The organism is Actinomycetospora sp. C-140, from assembly GCF_054796175.1.
This window is the reverse complement of record NZ_JBTWNF010000008.1, coordinates 109,334-133,333: the sequence shown is the minus strand read 5'-3', so window position 1 is coordinate 133,333 and position 24,000 is coordinate 109,334. Positions and strand designations below refer to the sequence as shown.

Annotated in this window: 27 protein-coding genes; 12 read left to right on the top strand and 15 right to left on the bottom strand. The window is 73.6% G+C overall.

All coding sequences use genetic code 11. The annotated features are described in order from the left end of the window. The first annotated feature begins 11 nt into the window (after nt 1-11). Nucleotides 12-746, top strand: coding sequence for a 4-hydroxy-tetrahydrodipicolinate reductase (gene dapB / locus ACR9E3_RS15245; protein WP_460381283.1), 735 nt, complete (start codon nt 12-14; stop codon nt 744-746). Between the two features lie 75 nt (nt 747-821). Here dapB and ACR9E3_RS15240 read toward each other — a convergent pair whose 3' ends face one another. Beyond that, the gene (locus tag ACR9E3_RS15240) at nt 822-1,415 is read right to left on the bottom strand and encodes a GNAT family N-acetyltransferase (protein ID WP_460381140.1); all 594 of its coding nucleotides are present in this window, start codon (nt 1,413-1,415) and stop codon (nt 822-824) included. A gap of 90 nt (nt 1,416-1,505) precedes the next feature. Here ACR9E3_RS15240 and ACR9E3_RS15235 point away from each other — a divergent pair, with 90 nt between their 5' ends. Then, complete coding sequence (locus tag ACR9E3_RS15235; RefSeq protein WP_460381139.1) at nt 1,506-1,997, top strand: beta-class carbonic anhydrase; 492 nt, start codon at nt 1,506-1,508, stop codon at nt 1,995-1,997. A 61-nt stretch (nt 1,998-2,058) separates the two neighbouring features. Here ACR9E3_RS15235 and ACR9E3_RS15230 read toward each other — a convergent pair whose 3' ends face one another. The 3 genes from ACR9E3_RS15230 to ACR9E3_RS15220 all read right to left on the bottom strand — a co-directional run bounded on the left by ACR9E3_RS15230 (nt 2,059) and on the right by ACR9E3_RS15220 (nt 4,972). Continuing rightward, on the bottom strand, nt 2,059-3,330 hold the full coding sequence (locus ACR9E3_RS15230) for a WS/DGAT domain-containing protein (protein WP_460381138.1): 1,272 nt from the start codon (nt 3,328-3,330) through the stop codon (nt 2,059-2,061). After that, nucleotides 3,327-4,616: an acetyl-CoA hydrolase/transferase family protein gene (locus tag ACR9E3_RS15225; RefSeq protein WP_460381137.1), complete on the bottom strand. Its 1,290-nt coding sequence runs from the start codon at nt 4,614-4,616 to the stop codon at nt 3,327-3,329. The genes ACR9E3_RS15230 and ACR9E3_RS15225 overlap by 4 nt, the downstream gene beginning before the upstream one ends. Nucleotides 4,617-4,705: 89 nt before the next feature. Beyond that, the gene (locus ACR9E3_RS15220; protein WP_460381136.1) at nt 4,706-4,972 is read right to left on the bottom strand and encodes a hypothetical protein; all 267 of its coding nucleotides are present in this window, start codon (nt 4,970-4,972) and stop codon (nt 4,706-4,708) included. 98 nt (nt 4,973-5,070) lie between these two features. Between ACR9E3_RS15220 and ACR9E3_RS15215 the strand changes: the two genes are divergently transcribed. Next, the gene (locus tag ACR9E3_RS15215) at nt 5,071-6,321 is read left to right on the top strand and encodes a winged helix-turn-helix domain-containing protein (RefSeq protein ID WP_460381282.1); all 1,251 of its coding nucleotides are present in this window, start codon (nt 5,071-5,073) and stop codon (nt 6,319-6,321) included. Here ACR9E3_RS15215 and ACR9E3_RS15210 read toward each other — a convergent pair. Continuing rightward, the gene (locus ACR9E3_RS15210; RefSeq protein ID WP_460381135.1) at nt 6,291-7,235 is read right to left on the bottom strand and encodes a LysR family transcriptional regulator; all 945 of its coding nucleotides are present in this window, start codon (nt 7,233-7,235) and stop codon (nt 6,291-6,293) included. The two genes, ACR9E3_RS15215 and ACR9E3_RS15210, sit on opposite strands and share 31 nt — an antisense overlap. Before the next feature lie 76 nt (nt 7,236-7,311). Here ACR9E3_RS15210 and ACR9E3_RS15205 point away from each other — a divergent pair, with 76 nt between their 5' ends. The 3 genes from ACR9E3_RS15205 to ACR9E3_RS15195 are packed head-to-tail and all read left to right on the top strand — an operon-like array spanning nt 7,312 to nt 10,738. Beyond that, nucleotides 7,312-8,007, top strand: coding sequence for a succinate dehydrogenase cytochrome b subunit (locus ACR9E3_RS15205; protein ID WP_460381134.1), 696 nt, complete (start codon nt 7,312-7,314; stop codon nt 8,005-8,007). Nucleotides 8,008-8,009: 2 nt separating this feature from the next. Then, nucleotides 8,010-9,986 carry a fumarate reductase/succinate dehydrogenase flavoprotein subunit gene (locus ACR9E3_RS15200; RefSeq protein ID WP_460381133.1) on the top strand — a complete coding sequence of 659 codons (1,977 nt, stop codon included), beginning with the start codon at nt 8,010-8,012 and terminating at the stop codon, nt 9,984-9,986. Further along, the gene (locus tag ACR9E3_RS15195; RefSeq protein ID WP_460381132.1) at nt 9,983-10,738 is read left to right on the top strand and encodes a succinate dehydrogenase/fumarate reductase iron-sulfur subunit; all 756 of its coding nucleotides are present in this window, start codon (nt 9,983-9,985) and stop codon (nt 10,736-10,738) included. The genes ACR9E3_RS15200 and ACR9E3_RS15195 overlap by 4 nt, the downstream gene beginning before the upstream one ends. A gap of 113 nt (nt 10,739-10,851) precedes the next feature. Here the strand turns inward: ACR9E3_RS15195 and ACR9E3_RS15190 are convergent, their stop codons facing one another. Both ACR9E3_RS15190 and ACR9E3_RS15185 read right to left on the bottom strand, forming a co-directional pair. Continuing rightward, a complete protein-coding gene (locus ACR9E3_RS15190) occupies nt 10,852-11,796 on the bottom strand; it encodes a DUF4097 family beta strand repeat-containing protein (protein WP_460381131.1) in 945 nt (314 codons plus the stop codon). Then, the gene (locus tag ACR9E3_RS15185; RefSeq protein WP_460381130.1) at nt 11,793-12,566 is read right to left on the bottom strand and encodes a toxin-antitoxin system HicB family antitoxin; all 774 of its coding nucleotides are present in this window, start codon (nt 12,564-12,566) and stop codon (nt 11,793-11,795) included. The genes ACR9E3_RS15190 and ACR9E3_RS15185 overlap by 4 nt, the downstream gene beginning before the upstream one ends. Before the next feature lie 96 nt (nt 12,567-12,662). On the opposite strand from ACR9E3_RS15185, the gene thyX reads away from it, so the two are divergent. The 3 genes from thyX (at nt 12,663) to ACR9E3_RS15170 (ending at nt 15,979) form a co-directional block, all read left to right on the top strand. Continuing rightward, a complete protein-coding gene (thyX, locus tag ACR9E3_RS15180; RefSeq protein ID WP_460381129.1) occupies nt 12,663-13,418 on the top strand; it encodes an FAD-dependent thymidylate synthase in 756 nt (251 codons plus the stop codon). 51 nt (nt 13,419-13,469) lie between these two features. Beyond that, nucleotides 13,470-14,102: a TIGR03085 family metal-binding protein gene (locus ACR9E3_RS15175; RefSeq protein ID WP_460381128.1), complete on the top strand. Its 633-nt coding sequence runs from the start codon at nt 13,470-13,472 to the stop codon at nt 14,100-14,102. A gap of 104 nt (nt 14,103-14,206) precedes the next feature. Further along, nucleotides 14,207-15,979 (top strand): ribonuclease J, encoded by a 1,773-nt coding sequence (locus ACR9E3_RS15170; RefSeq protein WP_460381127.1) that lies wholly within the window; start codon nt 14,207-14,209, stop codon nt 15,977-15,979. A gap of 10 nt (nt 15,980-15,989) precedes the next feature. On the opposite strand, the gene ACR9E3_RS15165 is transcribed toward ACR9E3_RS15170, so the two are convergent. Further along, entirely contained in the window at nt 15,990-16,376 is a 387-nt protein-coding gene (locus ACR9E3_RS15165; protein ID WP_460381126.1) for an NUDIX hydrolase, read from the bottom strand. A 38-nt stretch (nt 16,377-16,414) separates the two neighbouring features. On the opposite strand from ACR9E3_RS15165, the gene ACR9E3_RS15160 reads away from it, so the two are divergent. The 3 genes from ACR9E3_RS15160 (at nt 16,415) to fdhA (ending at nt 18,815) form a co-directional block, all read left to right on the top strand. Continuing rightward, nucleotides 16,415-17,026 carry a hypothetical protein gene (locus ACR9E3_RS15160; protein WP_460381125.1) on the top strand — a complete coding sequence of 204 codons (612 nt, stop codon included), beginning with the start codon at nt 16,415-16,417 and terminating at the stop codon, nt 17,024-17,026. Continuing rightward, nucleotides 17,023-17,469: a hypothetical protein gene (locus tag ACR9E3_RS15155; protein WP_460381124.1), complete on the top strand. Its 447-nt coding sequence runs from the start codon at nt 17,023-17,025 to the stop codon at nt 17,467-17,469. The genes ACR9E3_RS15160 and ACR9E3_RS15155 overlap by 4 nt, the downstream gene beginning before the upstream one ends. Nucleotides 17,470-17,600: 131 nt before the next feature. Further along, the gene (gene fdhA, locus ACR9E3_RS15150) at nt 17,601-18,815 is read left to right on the top strand and encodes a formaldehyde dehydrogenase, glutathione-independent (protein WP_460381123.1); all 1,215 of its coding nucleotides are present in this window, start codon (nt 17,601-17,603) and stop codon (nt 18,813-18,815) included. 23 nt (nt 18,816-18,838) lie between these two features. Here fdhA and ACR9E3_RS15145 read toward each other — a convergent pair whose 3' ends face one another. The 7 genes from ACR9E3_RS15145 to pqqB form a co-directional block, all read right to left on the bottom strand. Next, complete coding sequence (locus ACR9E3_RS15145; protein ID WP_460381122.1) at nt 18,839-19,924, bottom strand: sodium:calcium antiporter; 1,086 nt, start codon at nt 19,922-19,924, stop codon at nt 18,839-18,841. Nucleotides 19,925-19,935: 11 nt separating this feature from the next. Further along, entirely contained in the window at nt 19,936-20,517 is a 582-nt protein-coding gene (locus ACR9E3_RS15140; protein WP_460381121.1) for a TMEM165/GDT1 family protein, read from the bottom strand. A 65-nt stretch (nt 20,518-20,582) separates the two neighbouring features. Then, nucleotides 20,583-20,867: an amphi-Trp domain-containing protein gene (locus ACR9E3_RS15135; protein WP_460381120.1), complete on the bottom strand. Its 285-nt coding sequence runs from the start codon at nt 20,865-20,867 to the stop codon at nt 20,583-20,585. A 76-nt stretch (nt 20,868-20,943) separates the two neighbouring features. Then, a complete protein-coding gene (pqqE, locus tag ACR9E3_RS15130) occupies nt 20,944-22,071 on the bottom strand; it encodes a pyrroloquinoline quinone biosynthesis protein PqqE (protein ID WP_460381119.1) in 1,128 nt (375 codons plus the stop codon). Continuing rightward, nucleotides 22,064-22,345: a pyrroloquinoline quinone biosynthesis peptide chaperone PqqD gene (pqqD, locus tag ACR9E3_RS15125; RefSeq protein ID WP_460381118.1), complete on the bottom strand. Its 282-nt coding sequence runs from the start codon at nt 22,343-22,345 to the stop codon at nt 22,064-22,066. Before pqqD ends, pqqE begins: the two co-directional genes overlap by 8 nt. Beyond that, nucleotides 22,342-23,067, bottom strand: coding sequence for a pyrroloquinoline-quinone synthase PqqC (gene pqqC / locus ACR9E3_RS15120; RefSeq protein ID WP_460381117.1), 726 nt, complete (start codon nt 23,065-23,067; stop codon nt 22,342-22,344). The genes pqqD and pqqC overlap by 4 nt, the downstream gene beginning before the upstream one ends. A gap of 7 nt (nt 23,068-23,074) precedes the next feature. Further along, on the bottom strand, nt 23,075-23,968 hold the full coding sequence (gene pqqB / locus ACR9E3_RS15115; protein ID WP_460381116.1) for a pyrroloquinoline quinone biosynthesis protein PqqB: 894 nt from the start codon (nt 23,966-23,968) through the stop codon (nt 23,075-23,077). Nucleotides 23,969-24,000 lie beyond the last annotated feature (32 nt).

Genomic DNA, 24,000 nt, shown 5'->3' with positions numbered 1-24,000 from the left:
CCCAGGGCCGCATGGGCTCCGAGGCGTGCGCCGCGGTCGAGGGTGCCGAGGACCTCGAGCTGGTCGCGCGTGTGGACGTCCGCGGCACGGAGCGCAGCGGAGCTGACGCCGCGGTCACGGCCGACCGCGAGGCCCTGCGCGCCGCCGACGTCGTCGTCGACTTCACCCACCCGTCCGCGGTGGCCGACAACCTGCGCTGGTGCGTCGACGCCGGCCTGCACGTCGTCGTCGGTACCAGCGGGGTCGGCCAGGACCTGCTCGACGAGGTCCGCGGACGCCTGCAGCCCGGCCAGGGCGTGCTCGTCGTGCCGAACTTCGGCATCGGCGCGGTGCTCATGATGCGCTTCGCGGCGCAGGCGGCCCGGTTCTTCGACTCGGTCGAGGTCCTCGAGCTGCACCACCCGCGCAAGGCGGACGCCCCGTCAGGCACCGCGACCCGCACCGCGCAGGTGATCGCCGCCGCCCGCGCCGAGGCGGGCCTGGGCCCCGGCCCGGACGCGACGACGCACGACCCCGACGGGGCGCGCGGCGCCACGGTCGACGGCATCCCGGTGCACGCCGTGCGGATGGCCGGGCTCGTCGCGCACCAGGAGGTCCTCCTGGGCTCGGAGGGCGAGACCTTCACGCTCCGCCACGACTCCCTGCACCGCAGCTCGTTCATGCCCGGCGTCCTGCTGGCCTGCCGCACGGTCGCCGACCACCCCGGCCTCACCGTCGGCCTCGACGCCCTCCTGGACCTCGACTAGCCCTTCTGGCGCACGGGGGTGTGCCAGCGTGGCGGCCACGCTGGCGTTCAACGTCAGGAAAGCCCCCAGCTCGCCTCAGGGCAGCAGCGGCAGGTCCAGGTCGTCGAGCGACGGCGCGGGGCGGAACTCGAGGTCGAGGGTGCCCGCGACCCGGATCTCGCGCAGCGGCCGCCCGCCGGCGTCGAGGGTGCGGACGGTGCCGTCGGGGTCCCACCCGGCGCGCTCGAAGAAGCGGCGCGAGGCGGTGTCCCGCTCGGGCACCCACGCGATCCCGCGCACGGCGCCCGCGTCCCGCAGCGCCGCCGCGGCCTCGACCAGCAAGCGGCCCGCGTGACCCCGGCGTCCCCACCGCGGCTCGACCAGCAGCGCCGCCACGACCGCGACGGCGGACGCGTCCTCCGGCACCGCCCCGGCCGCGTCGGCGAGGTCGTCGGGCGTCGCCGGTCCGGCCGCGCAGAAGCCGACGAGCGCGTCGCCCTCGGTGGCCACCCACACCGCACCCGCCGCGATCGGCTCCGCCCAGCCCGCGGCGACGGCACCCTCGTCGAACCCCTCGACGGCGCCGGGCGGCAGCATGTCGGCGTACGCGGACGTCCAGACCGTGCGTTGGACGTGCGCGATCGCGCCCGCGTCGTCGGCGGTGGCGAGGCGGACGGAGGCGAGCGCCATGCCCCGAGCGTAGAGACCACGATCACCGCGGGCCGCAGCCCGGAGCGGGTACGGGACAACCGGACAGCCGCGACACCCCAGGGAGGACGCATGACCGCGACCGACGAGATGCTGGCCGCGAACGAGACGTTCGCCGCGGCGTTCGACAAGGCCGGGCTGCCCGGGCCGCCGTCGCGCCACGTGGCCGTCGTGGCGTGCATGGACGCGCGCCTGGACGTCTACCGCGTGCTGGGCCTCGGCGACGGGGAGGCCCACGTCATCCGCAACGCCGGCGGGGTCGTCACCGACGACGTCCTGCGCTCGCTCGCGGTCAGTCAGCGCAAGCTGCAGACGCGCGAGGTCGTGCTGCTCCACCACACCCGGTGCGGGATGGCGACGTTCACCGACGAAGACTTCGTCGCCGAGCTCGAGGCCGAGACGGGGGAGACGCCGCGGTGGGCGCCCGGGACGTTCCCCGACACCGAGCAGGACGTCCGCGACTCGCAGGCCGCGGTCCGGGACTGCCCGTTCCTGCTGCACACCGACGCGGTGCGCGGCTTCGTCTACGACGTCGACTCCGGGGCGCTCACCGAGGTCCCATGACGTCCGCTCGGCGGCATCCACCTCGTCGCCGTCAGCCGCTACCGCGAGGTGGCGCAGCGGCTCACCGGCATGCTCTGACGAGCAGCTCGGCCTCGGCCCGCAGACCGTCGGCCAGCTCGTCGACGCCCGGGACGAGGCCCGGGTCGACGCAGATCCCGAACGTCAGGACGTCCACCATCGACGCCGCGGTGACCCGCAGGGCGTGGTGGAGCCCGATCTCGGCGAGCGGCCAGGTCGCCCGCACCCGGCGGCCGAGCACGGCGACGGGCTCGCGGGGCCCGGGCACGTTCGAGACGCTGACGGTGAACGCCCGCGCGGTCGCGCGCAGCCGGTCGCAGACGCGGCGCAGCGGGGGCGAGACGTCCGCGACGTGGTGGAGCAGGTCGTCCAGGAGCGCTGCGTCGTGGTCGTCCTTGCGCAGGGTCGTCAGCTGGTGCACGGCGCGCAGGCGCTCGAGCGGGTCGGTGACGTGCACCGGCAGCGGCAGGTCGAACGCCGAGTCGCGGTTGCCCGCCGAGGGGTCGTCGCGGGGCAGGCTGACGGGCACGCGGACGCGCAGGTCGGTGACGGCGCCCGCGTGGTGGTCGACCCAGCGCCTCAGCCCGCCCGCCAGCACGGCGAGGAACGCGTCGTTGACGGTCGCGCCGGCCGCGCGGGCGGCGGCGTGCAGGGCCGCGAGGTCGGTGTCGACGAACGCCACGTCGCGCCGCGTCGAGATCGCGCCGTCGAACGGGGAGCGCGACGGGCCCACGCTGAACTCGCGCCGGATCACGCCCAGGAGGTGCTCCCGGCGGCGCGCGTGGTCGGCGCGGACGGTGGCGGGCGGCGACGCCGGCGGACCGGTGACCGGACCGGCGGGTGCCTCGTCGTAGAGGACCGTGTGCGACAGCCGGGTCATCGTCGCCCCGTCCGCGAGGGCGTGGTGGACCCGCCAGAGCAGCGCCGTCCCGCCGCCGGCCAGGGGGGCGACGTCGATCGACCACAGGGGCCGCGCGCGGTCGAGGTGCTGGGCGAAGCGGGCCGCCACGAGCGCGCGCAGGGCGACGGTGTCGTACGGCCCGTCGGGGGCGTCGACGACGTGCTGGGCGAGGTCGAGGTGCTCGTCGGGCACCCAGACGGGCTCACCGTCGCGGGTGTCGAGGCGGTAGCGCAGCTCGGGGGCGGCGGCCAGGCGGGCGGCGATCCGGTCGCGCATCGCGGCGGCCGTGACGGGCGCGCCTTCGAGGACGGACCCGTGCAGGACGTGGCCGACGACCGTGGCGCACTCGAGGTCGAGGATGGCGCGGTCCTCGTCGCTGAGCGGGACGCACGCCGGCTCCACCGGGGTGCTCACAGGTAGCCCAGCGTGCGGGCCTGCGCGGTGAGCTCGTCGCGGAAGTTCGGGTGCGCGATCGCGATGAGGCGGCGGGTGCGCTCGGCGATGGTGGCGCCGCGCAGCTCGGCGACCCCGTACTCGGTGACGACGTGGTCGACGATGTTCTTGAACGTCGTGACCGCGGCGCCCGGCTGCAGCTGCGGGACGATCCGGGAGACGGTGTCGTCGTGCGTGGCCGAGTGCAGCACGATGAACGCGGCCCCGTGCTCGGACATGATCGCGCCGCGGGCGTAGTCGGGCTGCCCGCCCGACGAGGACCAGTACTGGCTGCCGAGCGACTCCGAGGCGCACTGGCCGAGGAAGTCGACCTCGAGGGTGGCGTTGACCGAGCGGAACACGGGCTCGCGGGCGATGTTCCAGGGGTCGTTCGTGTAGTCGACGGGGTGGAACTCGACGCCCGCGTTGTCCGCCAGGAAGTCGTAGAGCCGCTGGGTGCCGAGGCATCCGGTCGTGACGATCTTCCCGCGGTGGGTCGCCTTGCGGGTGCCGGTGATGACGCCGGCCTCGACGAGGTCGAGGAAGCCGGTGCCGAACACCTCGGTGTGCACCCCCAGCTCGCGGTGCCCGCCGAGGGCGGCGAGCACCATGTCCGGGACCGCGCCGATGCCGATCTGGAGGGTCGCGCCGTCCGGGATGCGCTCGGCGACGAAGCCGGCGATGGCGCGGTCCCGGTCGGTGGCCACGGGCGGCGGGGTCTCGACGAGCGGACGGTCCGCCTCGCACCAGCCGACGATGTCGGACAGGTGCAGCTGGTTGGCGCCGAACGTGCGGGGCATCCGCGCGTTGACCTCGACGAAGAACGGCACCTCGCCGATGAGCGCCGCGTCGTAGCTGGCGTCGATCCCGAGCGAGAAGTAACCGTGGCGGTCGGGTGGCGAGACCGAGGCCACCACGAGGTCGGGGTGCAGCCGCCGCAGCAGGCGCGGCACGTCGCTGAAGTTGTTGGGCACCAGGTCGCAGTGCCCGGCGTGGAACGCGTCGCGCGTCGCCGGCGACAGGTACCACGACACATGCCGCAGCCCGGGCACCTTCCCGTCGATCGAGGGCCGCCACCGCGGGGCGAGCATCTGGTGGACCCGGACGTCGCGGAGCCGGTCGCCGCCGGCCTCGAGGGCGTCGAGCACGGAGGCCGGCTCCGCGTTGAACCCGCCGGACACGATCTGCGCCCCCGGCCCGACGTGCTCGAGCACCGCCGCGGCGGGACGTCGGGCGGCGGCGATCATTTCCGGGACGCTGGCGGCCACGGCACCGGATCCTGGGCCACCGCCACCGGTCTGACCAGCACGTTCGCCGTCCGCAGCGGGGTGCCTACGACGCGTGAGCGGAGCTCACCTCAGGCCGGACGTGGCAACGGCAGCGGGGGCGCCTCGTCGTCCCCCGTCCGCACCGTGGCCGCCGGGTGCTCGACGAGCGCCAGCACCCGCGAGGACATGAACCGCGCGGTGCGCACCGGCGTGCCGCTGCGGGTCACCTCGCTGACCTCCACCACCCCGCGACCGTGCGCGATCTCCACGCGCCGCCCGGCCCGGGTCGCCTCCACGTCCCACGTCCGCGTCGCGCCACCGGCGTCGACGACGATCTTCACACGGTCCCCGACCATGGGTCCACCTTTCCTCTTTTCCCTGGTCAACGCCGGTGCGGGCCCTCTGATTCCACGGACTGTCGGACCCCTGGGGCAGGATCGGCGGCGTGGAGACGATGTCGGCGGCGCAGGCGCGACGGGCGGCGGTCGCGGCGCAGGGGTTCGGCGGTCCCGCGCGGCGGGGCCGCCCCACGCGGGCGACGCTCGCGGCCGGGGCCCGGCACCTCGGGCTGCTGCAGCTCGACTCGGTCAACGTGGCGGTGCGGGCGCACTACGCGCCGCTGTTCTCCCGCCTCGGCCCCTACGACCGCGACGCGCTCGACGCGCTGGCCTGGCCGCAGACGCCCGCCCAGCGCCGGCGGCGCACGATGGTCGAGTACTGGGTCCACGAGGCGAGCCTGCTGCCGATCGAGGACTGGCCGCTGTTCCGGTGGCGGATGCGGGACAACGAGGGGCGGGAGAGCCGCTGGCTCGGCGCCGCGCTCGACCACCGGCCCGACGTCCTCCAGGCCGTCCACGACGCGGTGGCCGAGCACGGGCCGCTGGAGGCGGGCGAGGTCGGGGAGGTCCTCGGCGACGCGGGCGACCGCCGGGCGCGCGCCTACGGCGGCTGGTGGCAGCGCTCGGACGTCAAGGTCGCGTGCGAGCACCTCTTCGCCACCGGGGTGCTCACCACGGGGACGCGGCGGGGCTTCCGGCGGGCCTACGAGCTCGCCGAGCGCGTACTGCCGCCCGAGGTCCACGCCCGCGAGCCGGACCGCGACGAGGCCATGCGCGCGCTGATCGGCAAGGCCGCGGGCGTCCTCGGCGTCGCCACCGAGCCCGATCTGCGCGACTACCACCGCCTGCCGCCCGCCGAGAGCCAGGCCGCCGTGGCCGAGCTCGTCGACGCCGGGGAGCTCGTGCCGGTCGACGTCGAGGGCTGGTCGGCGCCGGCCTACCGCCCGCCCGACGCGCGCCTCCCGCGGCGGGTCACCGGCCGGGCGCTGCTGGCGCCGTTCGACCCGCTGATCTGGTTCCGCGCACGCACCCTGCGGATCTTCGACTTCCACTACCGCATCGGCATCTACACCCCCGCCGAGAAGCGCACCCACGGCTACTACGTCTTCCCGTTCCTGCTCGACGGGCGTCTGGTCGCCCGCGTCGACCTCAAGGCCGACCGCGCGGCCGGCGTGCTCCGCGTGCCGGGCGCCTTCCTCGAACCGGGAGCCCCGGAGGCCCGTGTCGCCGACGAGCTCGCCGGCGAGCTCGCGACGATGGCGGCGTGGCTCGAGCTCGAGGGCGTCGTGGTCGAGGGCGGCGACCACGCCGACGCGCTGCGGCAGGCGGTGAAGGCTCAGGCGGTCAGCGCCGGCGGGTGGACGTAGCGCACGCCCGGGGGCAGGTGCCCGGTGCGTGAGGTCCGGGCGAGCACGGCGAGCAGGTCCTCGCGGAACGCCTGGGCGGCACGGGTCGGGGCGACGTCGGTGCGGTGGGCCAGCGAGATCGTGCGGTGGCTCCAGGCCCCGCCGTCGAGGCGGGTCGCGCGCAGCGACGGGTGCCCGGCCAGCACGAGGCTGGGCACGATCGCCACGCCCAGCCCGCGCTCGACCATGCGCAGCACCGCGTCCATCTCGCCGCCCTCGACCGCGATCCGCGGGGTGACGCCGGCGGCGGCGCACGCGGCGAGGGTGACCTCGCGCAGCTCGTAGCCGGGGCGGTTGACCACCAGGGGGTGCGCGGCGAGCTCGGCGACGCCGATGTGCTCGCCGAGGTCGGGCCGACCACGTCCTGTGACGACGACGAGCTCCTCGCGCAGCACCGGGGTCAGCGCGAGATCGGCCACCGCCTCGGTGCGGTCGATCACCAGCGCGCAGTCGAGCTGGCCGCGCTGGAGGTCGGCGACGAGGTCCTGCGAGCCGCCCTCGGTCACCTGGATCGCGATGCCGGGGTAGCGGCCGTGGAAGACTTCCAGCACGTCAGCGACCACGCTGACGCACAGGCTGGGGGTCGCGCCCAGGCGCAGCCTGCCCTTGCGCAGCCCCGCCAGCTCGGCGATCTCCATCCGGGCCGTCTCGGAGTCGGCGACGATGCGCCGGGCGAGGGGCAGGAGGGCCTCGCCCGCCGGAGTCGGTGTGACGTTGTCGTGACCCCGCGTGAGGAGGGTCTCGCCGAGGTCCTCCTCCAGGGCACGGATCTGTTTGCTCAGCGTCGGCTGCGCGACGCGGCACAGGCCCGCTGCCTGCGTGAATCGGCCGGTGTCCACCACAGCGAGGAAGTAGCTGAGCTGTTTGATGGTCATCGCCATAGTCTCACGCTATGGCATGCCGGTCCTGCATGCATTGGCTCTCCGGCGGATACCGACCTACCGTTTTCACGTGGTCATCACCCCGCAGCGCAACATCGTGTCGAGGACGTGGGGCACCTCGGTCGGCAGGAAGTCGGTCATGGCCGTGACCGGCGTGGTCTTCCTGCTGTTCGTCATCGCCCACATGCTCGGCAACCTGAAGATCTTCTTCGGGATCACGGCGTTCGACGAGTACTCCGAGCACCTGCGCACGCTCGGCGCCGAGATCTTCGGCTACTCGGGCGTCCTGTGGATCCTGCGCGTCGTGCTGCTCGCCAGCGTGGTGCTGCACATGTGGGCGGCGATCTCGCTCTGGTACCGGGCGAAGAAGGCCCGTCCCGTGGGCTACCAGCACCGCCCGAGCTGGCAGGGCAGCTACGCGGCCCGCACGATGCGCTGGGGCGGCGTGATCATCGCGCTGTTCGTGGTGTGGCACATCCTCGACCTCACGACCGGCACCGTGAACCCCGCGCCCGCCGGGTCCGGGGCCTACGAGAAGCTCGTCGCGAGCTTCGACCGGCCCGTCGTGGCGATCTTCTACATCCTCGCGATGCTGGCCCTCGGGCTGCACATCCGGCACGGCCTCTGGTCGGCCCTCCAGACCTTCGGCGCGAACAGCGCGCTGAAGCAGAACGCGCTCAAGACCCTGGCCTTCGTCGTGGCCGCGGTGATCACGGTCGGATTCGTGATCATCCCCGTCTCCGTCATGACCGGTCTGGTGAGGTGATCATGTCCGAGCTGCATCAGGAACCCACGGCCACCCAGGGCGAGGGCCGCTACGTGGTCGGCGACCCGATCGCGGACACGCGCGCCCCCGACAGCCCGATCGGCGACCGCTGGAGCGACCGCAAGTTCTCGGCGCGCCTGGTGAACCCGGCCAACCGCCGCAAGATGAGCGTCATCGTCGTCGGCACCGGCCTGGCCGGGGGCGCCGCGGCGGCGACGCTGGGCGAGGCCGGCTACCACGTGAAGTCGTTCTGCTTCCAGGACAGCCCGCGCCGCGCGCACTCGATCGCCGCCCAGGGCGGGATCAACGCCGCGAAGAACTACCGCTACGACGGCGACTCGGTGCACCGCCTGTTCTACGACACGGTCAAGGGCGGCGACTTCCGCTCGCGCGAGTCGAACGTGCACCGTCTGGCCGAGGTCAGCCTCAACATCATCGACCAGTGCGTCGCCCAGGGCGTGCCGTTCGCGCGCGAGTACTCGGGCCTGCTCGACACCCGCTCGTTCGGCGGCACCCAGGTCTCGCGCACCTTCTACGCCCGCGGCCAGACGGGCCAGCAGCTGCTGCTCGGCGCCTACCAGGCCCTCGAGCGCCAGGTCGCGGCCGGCACCGTCGAGATGCACCCGCGCACCGAGATGCTCGACCTCATCGTCGTGGACGGGAAGGCGCGCGGGATCGTCACCCGCAACCTGTTCACCGGGCAGATCGACACCCACCTCGCGGACGTCGTCATCCTCTGCTCGGGCGGCTACGGCAACGTCTACTACCTCTCGACGAACGCCAAGGGGTCGAACGTCACGGCCGCGTGGCGGGCGCACAAGCGCGGCGCCCTGTTCGCGAACCCCTGCTACACGCAGATCCACCCGACCTGCATCCCGGTCTCGGGCGACTACCAGTCGAAGCTGACGCTGATGTCGGAGTCGCTGCGCAACGACGGGCGCGTCTGGGTGCCCAAGGAGCGCGGCGACGACCGGCCGCCGAACGAGATCCCCGAGGACGAGCGCGACTACTACCTCGAGCGCCAGTACCCGGCCTTCGGCAACCTCGTGCCCCGCGACATCGCCTCGCGCGCCGCCAAGAACATGTGCGACGCCGAGCACGGCGTCGGACCCGGGGGCCTCGGTGTCTACCTCGACTTCAAGGACGCCATCGAGCGTCTGGGTCGCCACGCCGTCGAGGCCAAGTACGGGAACCTCTTCGAGATGTACCAGCGCATCACCGGCGACGACCCGTACGAGGTCCCGATGCGCATCTACCCCGCCATCCACTACACGATGGGCGGGCTGTGGGTCGACTACGACCTGCGCTCGACGATCCCGGGCCTTTTCGTCGGCGGCGAGGCGAACTTCTCCGACCACGGGGCCAACCGGCTCGGCGCCTCGGCGCTGATGCAGGGCCTGTCCGACGGGTACTTCGTGCTCCCGACCACGGTGGCGAACTACCTCGCCGACGCGCCGTTCGAGGAGGTCCCCGAGGACCACCCCGACGTCGTCGAGGCCGTCGAGTCCACCCGGGAGCGCATCGACAAGCTGCTCTCGGCCAACGGGCACCGCACGGTCGACTCGTTCCACCGCGAGCTCGGCCAGCTCGTGTGGGACCAGTGCGGCATGGCCCGCAGCAAGGAGGGCCTGGAGAAGGCCCTCGACCGGATCCCCTCGCTGCGCGAGGAGTTCTGGCGCGACGTCAAGATCGTCGGGACCGGCGACGGCTTCAACCAGTCGCTGGAGAAGGCCGGCCGGGTCGCCGACTTCATGGAGCTCGCCGAGCTCATGTGCATCGACGCGCTGCACCGCGAGGAGTCTTGCGGCGGCCACTTCCGCGTCGAGCACCAGACCGAGGACGGCGAGGCCGCGCGCGACGACGAGAACTTCTCGTACGTCGCGGCCTGGGAGTACGGCGGGGACGACCACCGCCCGGTGCTCCACAAGGAGGACCTCGAGTTCTCCTACGTCCACCCGAGCCAGCGGAGCTACAAGTGAGACTCACCCTGCGCATCTGGCGCCAGCCGTCGGCGGACGCCAAGGGCAAGATGAAGAAGTACGTGCTCGACGACGTCGAGCCCGACATGTCGTTCCTCGAGATGCTCGACGTGCTCAACGAGAAGCTGATCCTCGACGACGAGGACCCGGTCTCGTTCGACCACGACTGCCGCGAGGGCATCTGCGGCTCGTGCGCGATGGTCATCAACGGGACCCCGCACGGTCCGCAGAAGAACACCACCACCTGCCAGCTCCACATGCGGCACTTCGACGATGGCGACACCATCGACGTCGAGCCGTGGCGGGCGCGGGCGTTCCCGGTGGTCAAGGACCTCGTCACCGACCGCAGCGCCTTCGACGAGATCATCAAGGCCGGCGGCTACATCTCGGTCAACACCGGCTCGGCGCCCGAGGCGCACGCGATCCCGGTGGACAAGGTCTCGGCCGACGACGCTTTCGACGCCGCCACCTGCATCGGCTGCGGCGCCTGTGTCGCGGCCTGCCCGAACGGCAGCTCGATGCTGTTCACCTCGGCCAAGGTCACCCACCTCGGCCTGCTCCCGCAGGGGCAGCCGGAGCGGGCGACGCGGGCGATGAACATGCTCGCCAAGCAGGACGAGCTGGACTTCGGCGGCTGCACCAACGTCGGCGCCTGTCACGAGGTCTGCCCCAAGGGCATCCCGCTGGCCTCGATCGCCCAGCTCAACCACGACGTCCTCGGCGCCACCCTCTCCGGGGCGCGCTCGGACTAGCACCGGGGCGCCCGCAGCGACGAGACCTTCCGGGCGACGGAGCGAGGGCGTCCTCCGCTGCCCCCGACGCAGCGAAGGCGCCCCTCGCTCCCGACCGGGCGCGGCTCAGAGGTTCAGGAGGCCGGGAGCGCCGGGATCCGGGCGGCGGTGACGGTGACGTCGCCGGCGCCGGTCCGGGCGCGCACGCTCAGCGGCCCGCCGCCGGGCTGCTCGGGGCGGTCGGCGCGCACCGGGAGCTCGCTGCGCACCCGCCCGACGGTCGCGTCGAGGCGCACCTTGGCGTCGACGCCGGGGTGCACACCGACGCGCAGCGACCCGACGCCCGTGCCGAGCTCGACCTCGCCGGTGACGGCGTCGGCGACCTCGACGTCGCCGGCCGCGGCGCGCACCGCCACGTCGGCGCGCACCTCGCCGAGCCGGACCCGCCCGGCGCCGGTGGTGATCTCGGCCGGAGCGAGCACGTGGTCGACGCGCACGCCGCCGGCGCCGCCGCTCATGCGCAGCGGGGCGCCGAGGCGCCCGATGCGGACCTCGCCGGCGCCGCAGCGCAGCTCGGTGCGTCCGGCGACCTCGTCCAGGCTCACCTCGCCGGTGCCGGCCACCGAGACCTCGCCGGCCCGGCCCTCGACGCCGATCCGCGCGGCGCCCGCCCGCACCCGCAGATCGGAGTCGGCGGGTGCGTGCACGGTGACCGCGAGCGGCACGCCGCGCAGGCTCCAGTCGCGGGGGCCGCGGACCGTGAGGCGGCGGGCGTCGGCGTCCCAGTCGAGCGTGGTCGCCGCGACCGCGGCCTCGGCGCGCTCGTCGGGAGAGGACGGGCCCTCGGCCAGGCGCTCCCCGAGCAGCCCGAGCAGGCCCGAGAGACCGCGCAGCCAGCCGGGCGGTGCCTCGGGATCGGCTTCGACGCGGACCCGCACGGTGGCGGTGTCGGCATCGGTGGCGGCGTCGTCGCCGGGGGCGGCGGGGGACAGGCGCACGCGCACCGTCCCGGCGTCGAGGGCGAGGTCGAGGGTCGCCGGGCCCGGCCCGTGCCCGACGACCTCGCGGGCGGGGGTCATCCCTTCACCCAGCCGTCGACGCCGCCGTCGCCCCCGTCGTCACCGTCGTCCTTCTTCTCGGCGGAGCCGCTGGTGCCTCCCGGGGGAGTGGACGACCCCGGCGCACCCTGGTCCCATCCCTTCTGCCAGTTCTCGTCGCGCTCGGAGGAACGGTCGGCGTCCCAGCCGCCCTCCCACCGGCCGCCCCACGGGCCGCCCCGGTGGCCGCCGTACTGGCCCTTGAGGGCGCCCTGCACGGCCTGGCCGATCCAGGAGTTCAGCGACATCCCCTGCGCCGCGGCGGCGCGCTCGGCCTGCCCCTTGATCTGGTCGACCAGGCGCAGGGTCATCCGCGAGATGTCGCCCATGTCGGGCCCGCCCGGACCGCCGGGGCCACCGAAGCCCTGGCCGAAGCCCTGACCGAAGCCCTGACCGAAGCCCGGGCCGGGCGGCGGCGGGGGCGTGGGGCCGTGCCCGCCGGGGCCGCCGTTCGGCGCGCCGGCGAACGGCGACGACGACGGGCCGGCGAAGAAGCCGTCATCGGCCGCGGGGTCGCGGTCGACCACGACGTTCACCTCGCGGCCCGACAGGCGCAGGGAGACGGTGCGGTCGCCGAGGGACTCGGAGACCTCACCGGCGAGGTCGGAGAGGGCGTTCATGAGCGCCAGCCGGACGGCGGGCTCGAGGGCGGCGGCCAGGGAGGTGCCCGCCCGGGCGGTGGCCTCGTCGCCGACCGCGGCGGCCGCGGCGAGGTCGTCGCGCAGGGCGGCGACGTACGGTGTCAGGTCCATGACACCACTGTGACACCACAACGCCGCGGCCGCCACCACCGTGGTGTCGTTGAGCTGTCGGCGAACACCGCGAACGGCGACTTGTACCGTGGGCCCGTGGCTCCCGAGACCGTGACCCCCCAGGTGACGCTGATCGCGAAGACGGAGTTCCGCGCACCGCCCGGGGTCCCCTGGGAGACCGACGCGGACGGCGGGCAGGCGCTCGCCGAGTTCGCGGGTCGCGCGTGCTACCAGTCCTGGAGCAAGCCGAACCCCGCCACGGCCAGCAACGCGGGCTACCTGCGGCACATCCTCGAGGTCGGCCACCTCTCGGTGCTCGAGCACGGCACCGTCAGCTTCTACCTCACCGGGGTGTCGCGGAGCCTGACCCACGAGCTGATCCGGCACCGCCACTTCTCGTACTCGCAGCTCTCCCAGCGCTACGTGCCCGAGAAGGACGCGGCGATGGTGGAGCCCGAGGTCATCGCGGCCGACCCGGAGCTCCACCAGCAGTTCCTCGAGGCCGCCGAGGCGTCGCGGCAGGCCTACGAGAAGCTGCTGGCGGGCCTCGAGGAGCGCTTCGCCGACGAGCCCAACCGCACGCTGCGGCGCAAGCAGGCCCGCCAGGCGGCCCGCGCCGTGCTGCCCAACGCCACCGAGACGCGCCTCGTCGTCACGGGCAACTACCGCGCCTGGCGGCACTTCATCGCCATGCGGGCGAGCGAGCACGCCGACGTCGAGATCCGCGACCTCGCCGTCGCGTGCCTCAAGGTGCTCCAGGACGAGGTGCCCAACGTCTTCGCCGACTTCGAGATCACGACACTGCCCAGCGGCTCGGAGGTCGCGAGCAGCCCGTTCGTCGCCGAGGGCTGAGCGAGCGATCAGCCCGGGTAGCGCCGGTCGGCCACCGGGTAGGAGGACTGCATGAGTGCCGCCCAGATCGCCGACGCCGAGCGTCGCGATCTCGCCGACCTGTTCCTGCGCCTGGGTCCCGACGAACCCACGCTGTGCGGGGGCTGGACGACGCGCGACCTCCTGGCGCACCTGATCACGCGCGAGCGGCGGCCCGACGCGGCGCCGGGCATCCTGATCCCGCCGCTGGCCGCGTGGACCCAGCACGTGCAGTCCGGCATCGCGCGCACCGACTTCGGCGAGCTGGTGGGCACGCTGCGCTCGGGCCCGCCGTTCTGGAGCCCGATGGCGCTGCCGCCGCTGCGGGCCGTCGACGTGCAGGAGTACTTCATCCACCACGAGGACGTGCGCCGCGCCCAGGACGGCTGGTCGCCCCGGCCACCCGACGAGGCGCGCGACCGCGTGCTGTGGCGGATGGCCGGCCTGCTCGGCCGGCTGAGCTACCGCTCCAGCCCGGTGGCCGTCACCCTGCGCCGGCCCGACGGCGAGGAGCACGCCGTGCGCTCGGGCCCGCGCACCGTCATCCTCACCGGGGAGCCCGGTGAGCTGCTGCTGCACGCGGCGGGCCGCGACGAGTGCGTCGTGCACCCCGAGGGCGAGCCCGCCGACGTCGCCGCCGTGATGGCGCTCGACCGCGGCCTGTAGACGGCCGCACCCCACACTTCCCCGTCCCCGGCGGCGACCGCCGCCCCGCACCAGGAGGACCCGATCACCGCACGTCCCACGCTCCCGACCCCGGGAGCCGTCCGATGAGCCGTTCCACCGCCCGCCGCCAGGACCAGAACAAGGCCGAGCAGGGCTCCCACGACCACGACTGCGCCCGGGGCTCCGGCGTCCCCACGCAGTCCGTCCCCGGCACCGAGGGCACGCCGCCGCCGACGCCCGAGGGCGCGCTGCGCGTCGTCGCGCTCGGCGGCATCGGCGAGATCGGCCGCAACATGACCGTGCTCGAGTACGGCGGCCGGCTGCTGATCGTCGACTGCGGCGTGCTCTTCCCGTCCGAGGACTCGCCCGGCGTCGACCTGATCCTGCCCGACTTCCGGGCCGTCGAGGACCGCCTCGACGACGTCGACGCGCTGGTGCTGACCCACGGGCACGAGGACCACATCGGCGCCGTGCCGTTCCTGCTGCGCCAGCGGCCCGACCTCCTGGTCGTGGGCTCGAAGTTCACGCTCGCGCTGGTCGAGGCCAAGTGCCGGGAGCACCGGCTGACCCCGCACCTGCTCGAGGTCCGCGAGGGCGAGCGCAACCACCACGGCACGTTCGACTGCGAGTTCTTCGCGGTCAACCACTCGATCCCCGACGCGCTGGCGGTGGCCGTGCGCACGCCCGGCGGCACCGTGCTGCACACCGGCGACATCAAGCTCGACCAGCTCCCGCTCGACGGGCGCCTCACCGACCTCGCGGGCTTCTCACGCCTCGGCGACGAGGGCGTCGACCTGCTGCTCGTCGACTCGACCAACGCCGAGGTCCCGGGCTTCGTGACCCCGGAGCGCGACATCGCGCCGGTGATCGACGACGTGTTCCGCAAGGCCCCGAGCCGCCTGATCGTCGCCTGCTTCGCGAGCCACGTGCACCGCGTCCAGCAGGTGCTCGACGCGGCGGCGAAGCACGGCCGCAAGGTCTGCTTCACCGGGCGCTCGATGGTGCGCAACATGGGCATCGCGACCGACCTCGGCCTCCTGCACGTGCCCGAGGGCCTGCTCGTCGAGCTCGACGACGCCCTCGCGATGCCCGAGAAGGACGTCGTGCTCGTCTCGACGGGCTCGCAGGGCGAGCCGCTGTCCGCCCTCGGGCGCATGGCGCGCGGCGACCACCGCCAGATCACGATCACCCCGGGCGACACCGTCGTCCTGCTCTCGAGCCTCATCCCCGGCAACGAGACCGCCGTCTTCGCCGTGATCAACGGCCTGACGCGCCTCGGGGCCGAGGTCGTGCACTCCGGGGTGGCCCGCGTGCACGTCTCCGGTCACGCGTCGGCCGGTGAGCTGCTGTTCCTCTACAACGCGCTGCGGCCCCGCAACGTGATGCCGGTGCACGGCGAGTGGCGCCACCTTCGCGCCAACGCCGAGATCGCGCGGCGCACCGGTGTCGAGAACGTGGTGATCGCCGAGGACGGCGTCGTCGTCGACCTCGTCGAGCGCCGGGCCGCGATCTCCGGGCGCGTCGAGGTCGGCCACGTCTACGTCGACGGCAACCAGGTCGGTGACGTCGGGGAGTCGACGCTGTCGGACCGCACGGTCCTCGGGGAGGGCGGCTTCATCGCGATCACCGTCGCCGTCGAGGCCGCGACCGGCCGGGCGCTGTCCGCGCCGCGGATCTCCGGGCGCGGGTTCTCCGACGACCCCAAGGCGCTCGAGGACGTGGTGTCGCTGGTCGAGATGGAGCTCTCGCGCACCGAGGCCGAGGGCATCACCGACACCCACCGCATCGCCCAGGCGGTCCGCCGCGTGGTCGGCAAGTGGGTGGGGGAGACCTACCGCCGCCGGCCGATGATCGTCCCGACGGTCCTGCCGGTCTAGGGCCGCGGGCTCAGCGCCGCCGGATCGTCTTCTCGAGGTGGAGGCGCACCGGCGCCCACAGGTTCGGCAGCACCATGTCGACCTGGTCGTGCAGGTACCAGCCGGCGCGGACGCTGTCCGGGATCTCCTCGGGATCGACGTCGTGGACCGGCCGCGCGGCGACGTAGATCGTCGCGATGCCGTCGTGGTTGAAGCGCCCGAGCTGGCGACCGGCGCGGATCTCGACGCCCGTCTCCTCGCGGCACCCGCGCTCCGCGGTCGCGCCGGGCGACTCGCGGGCCTGCGGGCGCCCTCCGGGCAGCACGGCCGGCGGGATCTCACCGGGCCGGTGGACGAGCAGGAGCCGACCCGGCGGCGCCGTCACCACGGCCAGCACGAGCTGTGCGTCCCGGCTCATCCGTCCCTCCCTGCGCTCGGCCGCTTAGGCTACGGCGGGTGACCACCACCGAGGGCGGCGAGGTGACCACACCTGCCCGCCGTGTCGCCGCCCGCATCACGACGGTGACCTCGCCGACGCTGCTGCTGGCGGTGCTCTACCCGGTGGTGGGCGCGCTCGCGGCGGGGCCGGTGGGCGTGGCGTGGTCGCTGATCGGGATGCTGTTCACCGTGGCGATCCCGGCCCTCATCGTCGACCGCGGCGTGCGCACCGGGCGCTACACCGACCACCACCTGCGCGAACGCGAGCAGCGGGCGGTCCCGCTCGGCCTCGCCGCGCTCTCGGTCGCGCTCGGGGTCGTGGTGCTGCTCGTCCTGGGTGCGCCCCGGGCGATCACGGCACTGCAGCTCGCCGTGCTGGTCACGGTCGCGGTCGCCACCGGCATCACGCTCGTCTGGAAGGTCAGCTTCCACACGGCGGTCGTCGCCGCCGCGGCCGCGGTGCTGACGCTGCTGGGCGGACCCTGGTGGGCGCTCGCCTGGCTCGCCGTCCCCGCCGTCGGGTGGGCCCGGCTCGTGCTGCGCGCCCACACGCTCGCCCAGGTGCTCGCCGGGCTCGTCGTCGGCGCGGGCGTGAGCACGGCGGTGCTGCTGCTCGCCGGGGTGCCGTGAGCACCGCGCGAGGCCTGCGCGGCGTCGAGCGGACCGACCGCACGCCGCGGTGGGCGCTGGTCGCCGGCTACCGCGGGACGCGGCGCCGGCTCACGGGCCTCCACACGGTCGCCCTCACCGCGGACGGTGTCGAGATCGAGGCCCGCCGGGCGCGGCTCGACCTGCCCTGGATGCAGGTGGTCGCGGTCCGGTCGCACGGGGGAGAGGACGCCGACGGGCGCCCGCGCCGGATCGCGCTGGACGTGGTCGACGCCGACCCGTCGGCCCCGCTCGTGGCCCGTCTGACCCACGGCGGCACCGACCGGCCCGGCGGCGTCCGGACGCTCGTGCTCCCGACGGCGGGTCTCGACGCCGATCCCGCGCTGCTCCTCGCCGCGCTCGACCACTACCAGACGCTGCCCGGCGAGCGACCCGGTCTGCCCGGCCACCACTGGGCGTCCTGACGCGTCGGCACGGGCCTGTCCAGCGGGGTCGCCTGCTGCGGCTGTGCGAGTGACGCAGGCCACCGTCGCCCAGAGAATCGAGGGGTCAGCCCGCCCGTCAGGGCCAGCGAGACGTTCACCGAGGAGCGCTCATGAAGGCCGTCGCCTACATCGAACCCATGAAGGTCGAGATCCAGGACATCGAGTACCCGGGCCTGGAGCTCAAGGACGGACCGGGGGTGAACCCGGCCAACGTGGGGCGCAAGTGCCCCCACGGCGTGATCCTCAGGCTCGTCGCCACCAACATCTGCGGCTCCGACCAGCACATGGTGCGCGGTCGGACCACCGCTCCGCCCGGACTCATCCTCGGGCACGAGATCACCGGCGAGGTCGTCGAGGTCGGGCCCGACGTCGAGTTCATCGCCCAGGGTGACCTGGTCTCGACGCCGTTCAACATCGCCTGCGGCCGCTGCCGCATGTGCAAGGAGGGCCACACGGGGGTCTGCCTCAACGTCAACCCCGACCGCCCCGGCTCCGCGTACGGCTACGTCGACATGGGCGGCTGGCAGGGCGGCCAGGCGGAGTACGTGATGGTGCCCTACGCCGACTGGAACCTGCTGCGGTTCCCCGACCGCGAGCAGGCGATGGAGAAGATCCTCGACCTGACGATGCTGTCGGACATCTTCCCGACCGGCTACCACGGGTGCGTCACGGCCGGGGTGACCACGGGCTCGACGGTCTACATCGCGGGCGCCGGGCCGGTGGGCCTGGCCGCGGCGGCGTCGGCGCAGTTGCTCGGTGCGTCCGCCGTGCTCGTCGGCGACATGAACAAGGAACGTCTCGAGCACGCGCGCACCGCCATCGGCGCGGAGACGATCGACCTCTCCGAGGAGGGCGCGCTGCCGGACCGGATCGAGCAGATCCTGGGCGAGCCGGTCGTCGACGCCGCGGTCGACGCGGTGGGCTTCGAGGCGCGGGGCCACGGCGCCGACTCCGCCCACGAGCAGCCGGCCACGGTCCTGAACTCGATCATGGAAGTCACGCGGGCGGCCGGGAAGCTGGGCATCCCGGGGCTCTACGTGACCGGTGACCCCGGCGCGGCGGACGAGGCCGCCAAGGTCGGCAGCCTCTCGATCCGCATCGGGCTCGGCTGGGCGAAGTCGCACTCGTTCACCACGGGGCAGTGCCCGGTCATGCGCTACCACCGGCAGCTGATGAACGCGATCCTGCGCGACCGGATCCAGATCGGGAAGGCGGTCAACGCGACCGTCATCTCCCTCGACGACGCCCCGCAGGGCTACGCGCAGTTCGACTCCGGCGTCGCCCGCAAGTACGTCATCGACCCGCACGGGTCGATCGCGGCCTGACCGCTCCGGGGCGGTCCCGGTCGTCAGCCGTCGACCGGGACCGCGCCGAAGGCCACGAGGCTGACGACGAAGTACACGACGTAGAAGCCGAGCAGCACGACCCCGTGCCAGCGGCGCACGCGGCCCGTCGCCAGGAACCCGGCCGCGAGGGCCGTCATGAGGACCAGCACCGGCAGGTGCCAGCTCACGACGTCGGGGTCGACCACGATCGCGCCGCCGACGAGCAGGATGATCCCGAGCTTGCCGGTCACCGAGAACACGACGCTGCCGACGATGTTCGCCACGGCGATCTCGGGCGCACCGCGGCGCTGGGGCTCGACGGTGAGGAAGACGTCCTCGAGGGAGAGGGCGAGCGTCGCGATCGTGACCCCGAAGACCGTGCCCGACAGGGCGAACTCGGACAGGATGCCGTCGGTGCCCTGTCCGGCGACGAGGGCGCCGACGATCAGGCCGGCGAGGGCCAGCACCGCGAGGCCGACCGTGACGCGGGGGGAGTGCTGCCGGGCGCGCAGGAAGCCCTGGTCGACCCGCAGGTCCGGGGGCAGGTCGAACCGCCCGCTCCCACCCGTCGCGTCCTCAGGGCCCCGTCCCACCCCGGTCCCGGTCGCGCCCCGGCCGACCGTGACGTGGTCGATCTGCTCGTAGAGCTCGGCGTTGCGCCACACCGGGCGCCGCGAGGTGTACTCGCGGAACCCGATCCAGCCGACGAAGGCCACGAACAGCACCACGAGCACGACACCGCTGACGACGGTCAGCGCCCCGGTGAGCGCGAGGGCGTACACGATCACGGGGCCGGCGACGAACAGGCCGAGGTAGTCCTGGGGGACGTCCACGCGGCACGGCGCGATGATCGCGGCGAGGGCGAGCACGAGGCCGGTCAGGGCGACGGTCGTCCCGATCACCGTGCCGAGCGCGACCTCGCTGAGGTCCTCGACGTTGAGGACGATGCCGAACGCGAGGTCGTCGAACTCGATGCCGGTGAAGACGACCGCCACGAGGAAGAGCGAGATCGCCCAGCGGCTCGCGACGCCGACGAGGTAGCCGATCAGCTTCTCGGCGCTGTAGACGAGGACCGCGATGCCCAGGACGAACTCGATGATCGGGATCATGGCGTTCCCCCTCAGCCGCGGATCGCGTCGACCGCGCTGATGACGGCCAGCACGATCATGATGGCTCCGGCGATCCGCGTCACCCAGTGCACCGGTACGAGCCTGCGCAGGCGGTTGCCCCCGTACACCGCGAGCGCGGACACGGCCCAGAGGCCGAGGACCGCGCCGATGGCGACGAGCAGCGGCTCGCCGTACCGCGCGGTCAGCGCCGCGGCGAGGATCTGCGACGGGTCGGCGAACTCGGAGAGGGCGGTGACGCCGAACGCCGTGGCCACCACGCCCCACCGGGTGCGGGGCGTCTCCCGCTCGTCGTCGTCGTCATCGTCGTCGTCCTCCTCGCCCTCGCGGATGAGCAGGACGGCGCCGACGAGGAGCACGACGGCGAGGACGGCCTCGAGCACGCGTTCCGGGAGCAGCCCGAGGAGGCTCCCCGCCGCGATCGCGACGCCGACGTGCACGAGCATGCCCGCGCAGACACCGAGGAGCACCCAGCGGGCGGGGAAGCGGGTCGCGAGCACCAGCGTGACGAGCCCGCTGGTGTCCGCGATCTCCGCCAGGGCGACGACGACGAAGGTGATCGCGATCACGGACACGGGGCATCGTTACCGGTCGTGCCCGGCCACCGCAACCACCGCGACCTCCTCGGGGCCTGGCCGCCTCAGCGCAGGGCCTCCGGGGCCGCCACCGTCGAGCGGTGGGTCGACGACGGCTCGCCCCGGTTCGGCCACATGAACTCGATCTCGAGCTCGATCTTGTCGCCGTACGGCTCGATCTCGAGCTCGCACTCGAACTCCTCGTCGGGCAGCTTCAGGGCCACCGTCGGGCCGACCAGCGCGACCTCGGCCGTCCCGCCGGCCTCGAGCGCCGAGGCCAGCTCGTGCAGCCACCGCGCGGTCTCCTGGCGCGTGAGGATGACCCGCTGTTCGATCTTTCCGCCCGGCATGACCGTCTCCTTCAGTGCGTGATCAGGGGCCGGACGAGCGTAAGCGTCCGACCACTCCGTCGCGCTGTCCGAGTGATCAGTCCGCGCGGTGCGGTCGGGGCACGAGCTCGGGCACCGGGACGAGGACCGGCTCGCGCGCCGACCGGCCGGGCGAGGACGGTGCGTCGGGGGCGTTGGCGGCCGCCACCGCCTCGTCGACGAGGTGCCGGTCGGGGGACAGGACGCAGACCGGGTCGGTGCGCTCCATGTCGCCGGTGAGCTGGAACGCCTGGCAGCGGCACCCGCCGAGGTCGACCTCGCGGCGCTCGCAGCTCGCGCAGGGGTCGGGCATCCAGTCGGTGCCGCGGAACGCCGAGAACAGCGGCGACGACTCCCAGATCCACGCCAGGTCGTGGTCGCGGACGTTGGCGTGCGGCAGGGGCAGCTCGTGCGCCGCGAGGCACGGCCACGCGTTGCCCTCCGGGCCGACGACGAGCTGGCGCGAGCCCCAGCCGCCCATGCAGGGCTTCGGGTACTCGGCGTAGTAGTCCGGGATGACGTAGATGACGTCGGTGCGGCCCCGGAGGCGCTCGCGGGCCTCGCGGGTGACCTCCTCGGCGTGCGCCAGCTGCTCGCGGCTCGGCAGCAGCGCCGACCGGTTGCGCAGCGCCCAGCCGTAGTACTGCGTGTTGGCCAGCTCGACGCGGTCGGCGCCGAGGTCCTCGACCCACCCGAGGATCGCCTCGATGCGGTCGATGTTCTGGCGGTGCAGCACGACGTTGAGCGTCAGCGGCCAGTCGAGCTCCTTGACCAGCCGCGCCGCCTCGATCTTCTTCTGGAACGACGAGATGCCGGCGAGCCGGTCGGAGAGCACCGGCTCGTCGGCCTGGATGCTGACCTGCACGTGGTCGAGCCCGGCCTCGCGCAGCGCCTCCGCGCGGGGGCGGGAGAGCCCGATCGCGCTGGTCACGAGGTTCGTGTACATCCCGAGGCCGCTCGCGTGCGCGACGAGGTCGACGACGTCGCGGCGCAGCAGCGGCTCGCCGCCGGAGAAGTGGCTCTGCAGCACGCCGAGGTCGGCGGCCTGGTCGAGCACGCGGCGCCACGCGTCGGTGTCGAGCTCCTCGGAGCGCTTCGTGAGCTCGAGGGGGTTCGAGCAGTACGAGCACGCGAGCGGGCAGGCGTGGGTGAGCTCGGCGAGGAGCCCGAGGGGGCCGTCAGTCATGGTCGATCTCCACCCAGCGTCGGGCGACGAGCTTGGCGAGGAACGCCTCGACCTCGTCGTCGACCACGCGGTCGTACCGGCGCCCGAGCTCGTCGACGATCTGCGCGACGGTGTGGCTGCTGTCGCAGAGCGCGAGGATGTCGGCGCCGGTGGGGTTGAGCACCACGACGGTCTCCGGGCCGAGCAGCACCTGGCGCTCCCGGGCCTTGTCGTAGCGCGTCTTGACGAACCGGGCGAGCCGCGGCCGCCCGGTGCGGGGAACGGTGCTGGTCACGAGGGGTACGCCCTGTCGATGGCGTCCATCATGCTCCACAGCACGTCGTTCTTGAACGCGAGCGAGGCGACCGCGGCGTCCTGTGCCTCGGCGGTGCGGCAACGGTCCTTGACGATCTCCAGCGCGTGCTCGGAGTCGCGCGGCGCCTGGTGCAGGCGGTTGCGGAAGTAGTCCAGGCCGTCCCGGTCGATCCAGGTGTAGTGCTTCTCGAACGCCGCGAGACGCTCGGCCATGAGCCCCGGCGCGAAGAGTTCGGTGAGCGAGGACGCGACGGCCTCCACCCACGGCCGCGTGCGGGCGAAGGTGACGTACGCGTCGACCGCGAACCGCACGCCGGGCACGATGTGCTGCCCGTCCTCCATCTCCGCGCGGGGCACACCGCACGCCTCGCCGAGCCGCAGCCAGGCCTCGATGCCGCCCTCGGTGGTGTCGGTGCCGTCGTGGTCGGTGATCCGCCGGATCCAGCGCTTCCGGATCTCGCGGTCGGGGCAGTTGCCCAGGATCGCGGCGTCCTTGCGGGGGATCGCCTCCTGGTAGCAGAAGCGGTTGGCGACCCAGCCGCGGATCTGTTCGGGGGAGAGGTCGCCGGCGTTCATGCGGACGTGGAAGTCGTGCTCGCTGTGGTACCGGTTGGCCTGGGAGCGCAGTCGCTCGACGAGCGCATCGGGGCCGACGGCCTCACCGGTGCCGTGCGTGCCGTTGGTCGCGTGGGTGACCGTCATGCCGCTCTCAGACCTCCACCTCGAGCCCGTCGGGCGCGATCTCCACACCCCGGGCGATGACCTCGGCGTGCTCGGGGGAGTCCTCGAGCAGCATCGGGTTCGTGTTGTTGATGTGCACGTAGATCCGGCGTTCGGCCCGCAGACCGTCGAGGACCGCGAGGCTGCCGCCCGGCCCGCCGACGGCCAGGTGGCCCATGTCCCGGGCGGTCTTCGACGCCAGGCCCATGGTGATCATCTCGTCGTCGGTCCAGGTGGTGCCGTCGACGAGCACCACGTCGGCGCCGGCGAGCTCGTCGTGCACCGCCGGGGTGATCTCCTGGACGCCCGGCAGGTACACGGCCGTCCGCCCGGTCGCGGTGTCGACGAGGCGGTAGCCGACGACCCGGCCCTCGTCCTCGACGCCCCCGAAGCGTGCCTTCTTCACCGTGGGCACGTCGAACGCCCGGTAGCTCAGGCGGTCGTCCAGGGCGACGCTCTCGCCCGGCACCACGCGGTGGCGCTCGACCGCGGTGTAGCGCTCGAGCGTCGGCAGGAAGCCGGTGCCGCCGCGCAGCGTCTCGAACGACGCGTCCGTGGCATGGAGCGCGATGCCCGGCCCCTCGCGCAGCAGCAGCAGACCCATCGTGTGGTCGAGCTCGGCGTCGGTGAGCAGCACGGCGGCGATCGGGCTGTCACGCCCCGAGGTCGGGTGGAGGTCCTGGCAGGCGTCGATCTGGGCGCGCAGGTCGGGGGAGGCGTTGATCAGGAACCAGGTGCGGCGGTCGGCGCTCACGGCGATCGACGACTGGGTGCGCGGGGTGGCGGGCCGGGACCCGTCCCGCACGGCGCGGCAGCCGGGGCACCCGCAGTTCCACTGGGGGAACCCGCCGCCCGCGCCCGCGCCGAGCACCCGCAGCCACATCGCTGTCTCCTCCTCGCAGGAATTGCCCCGAC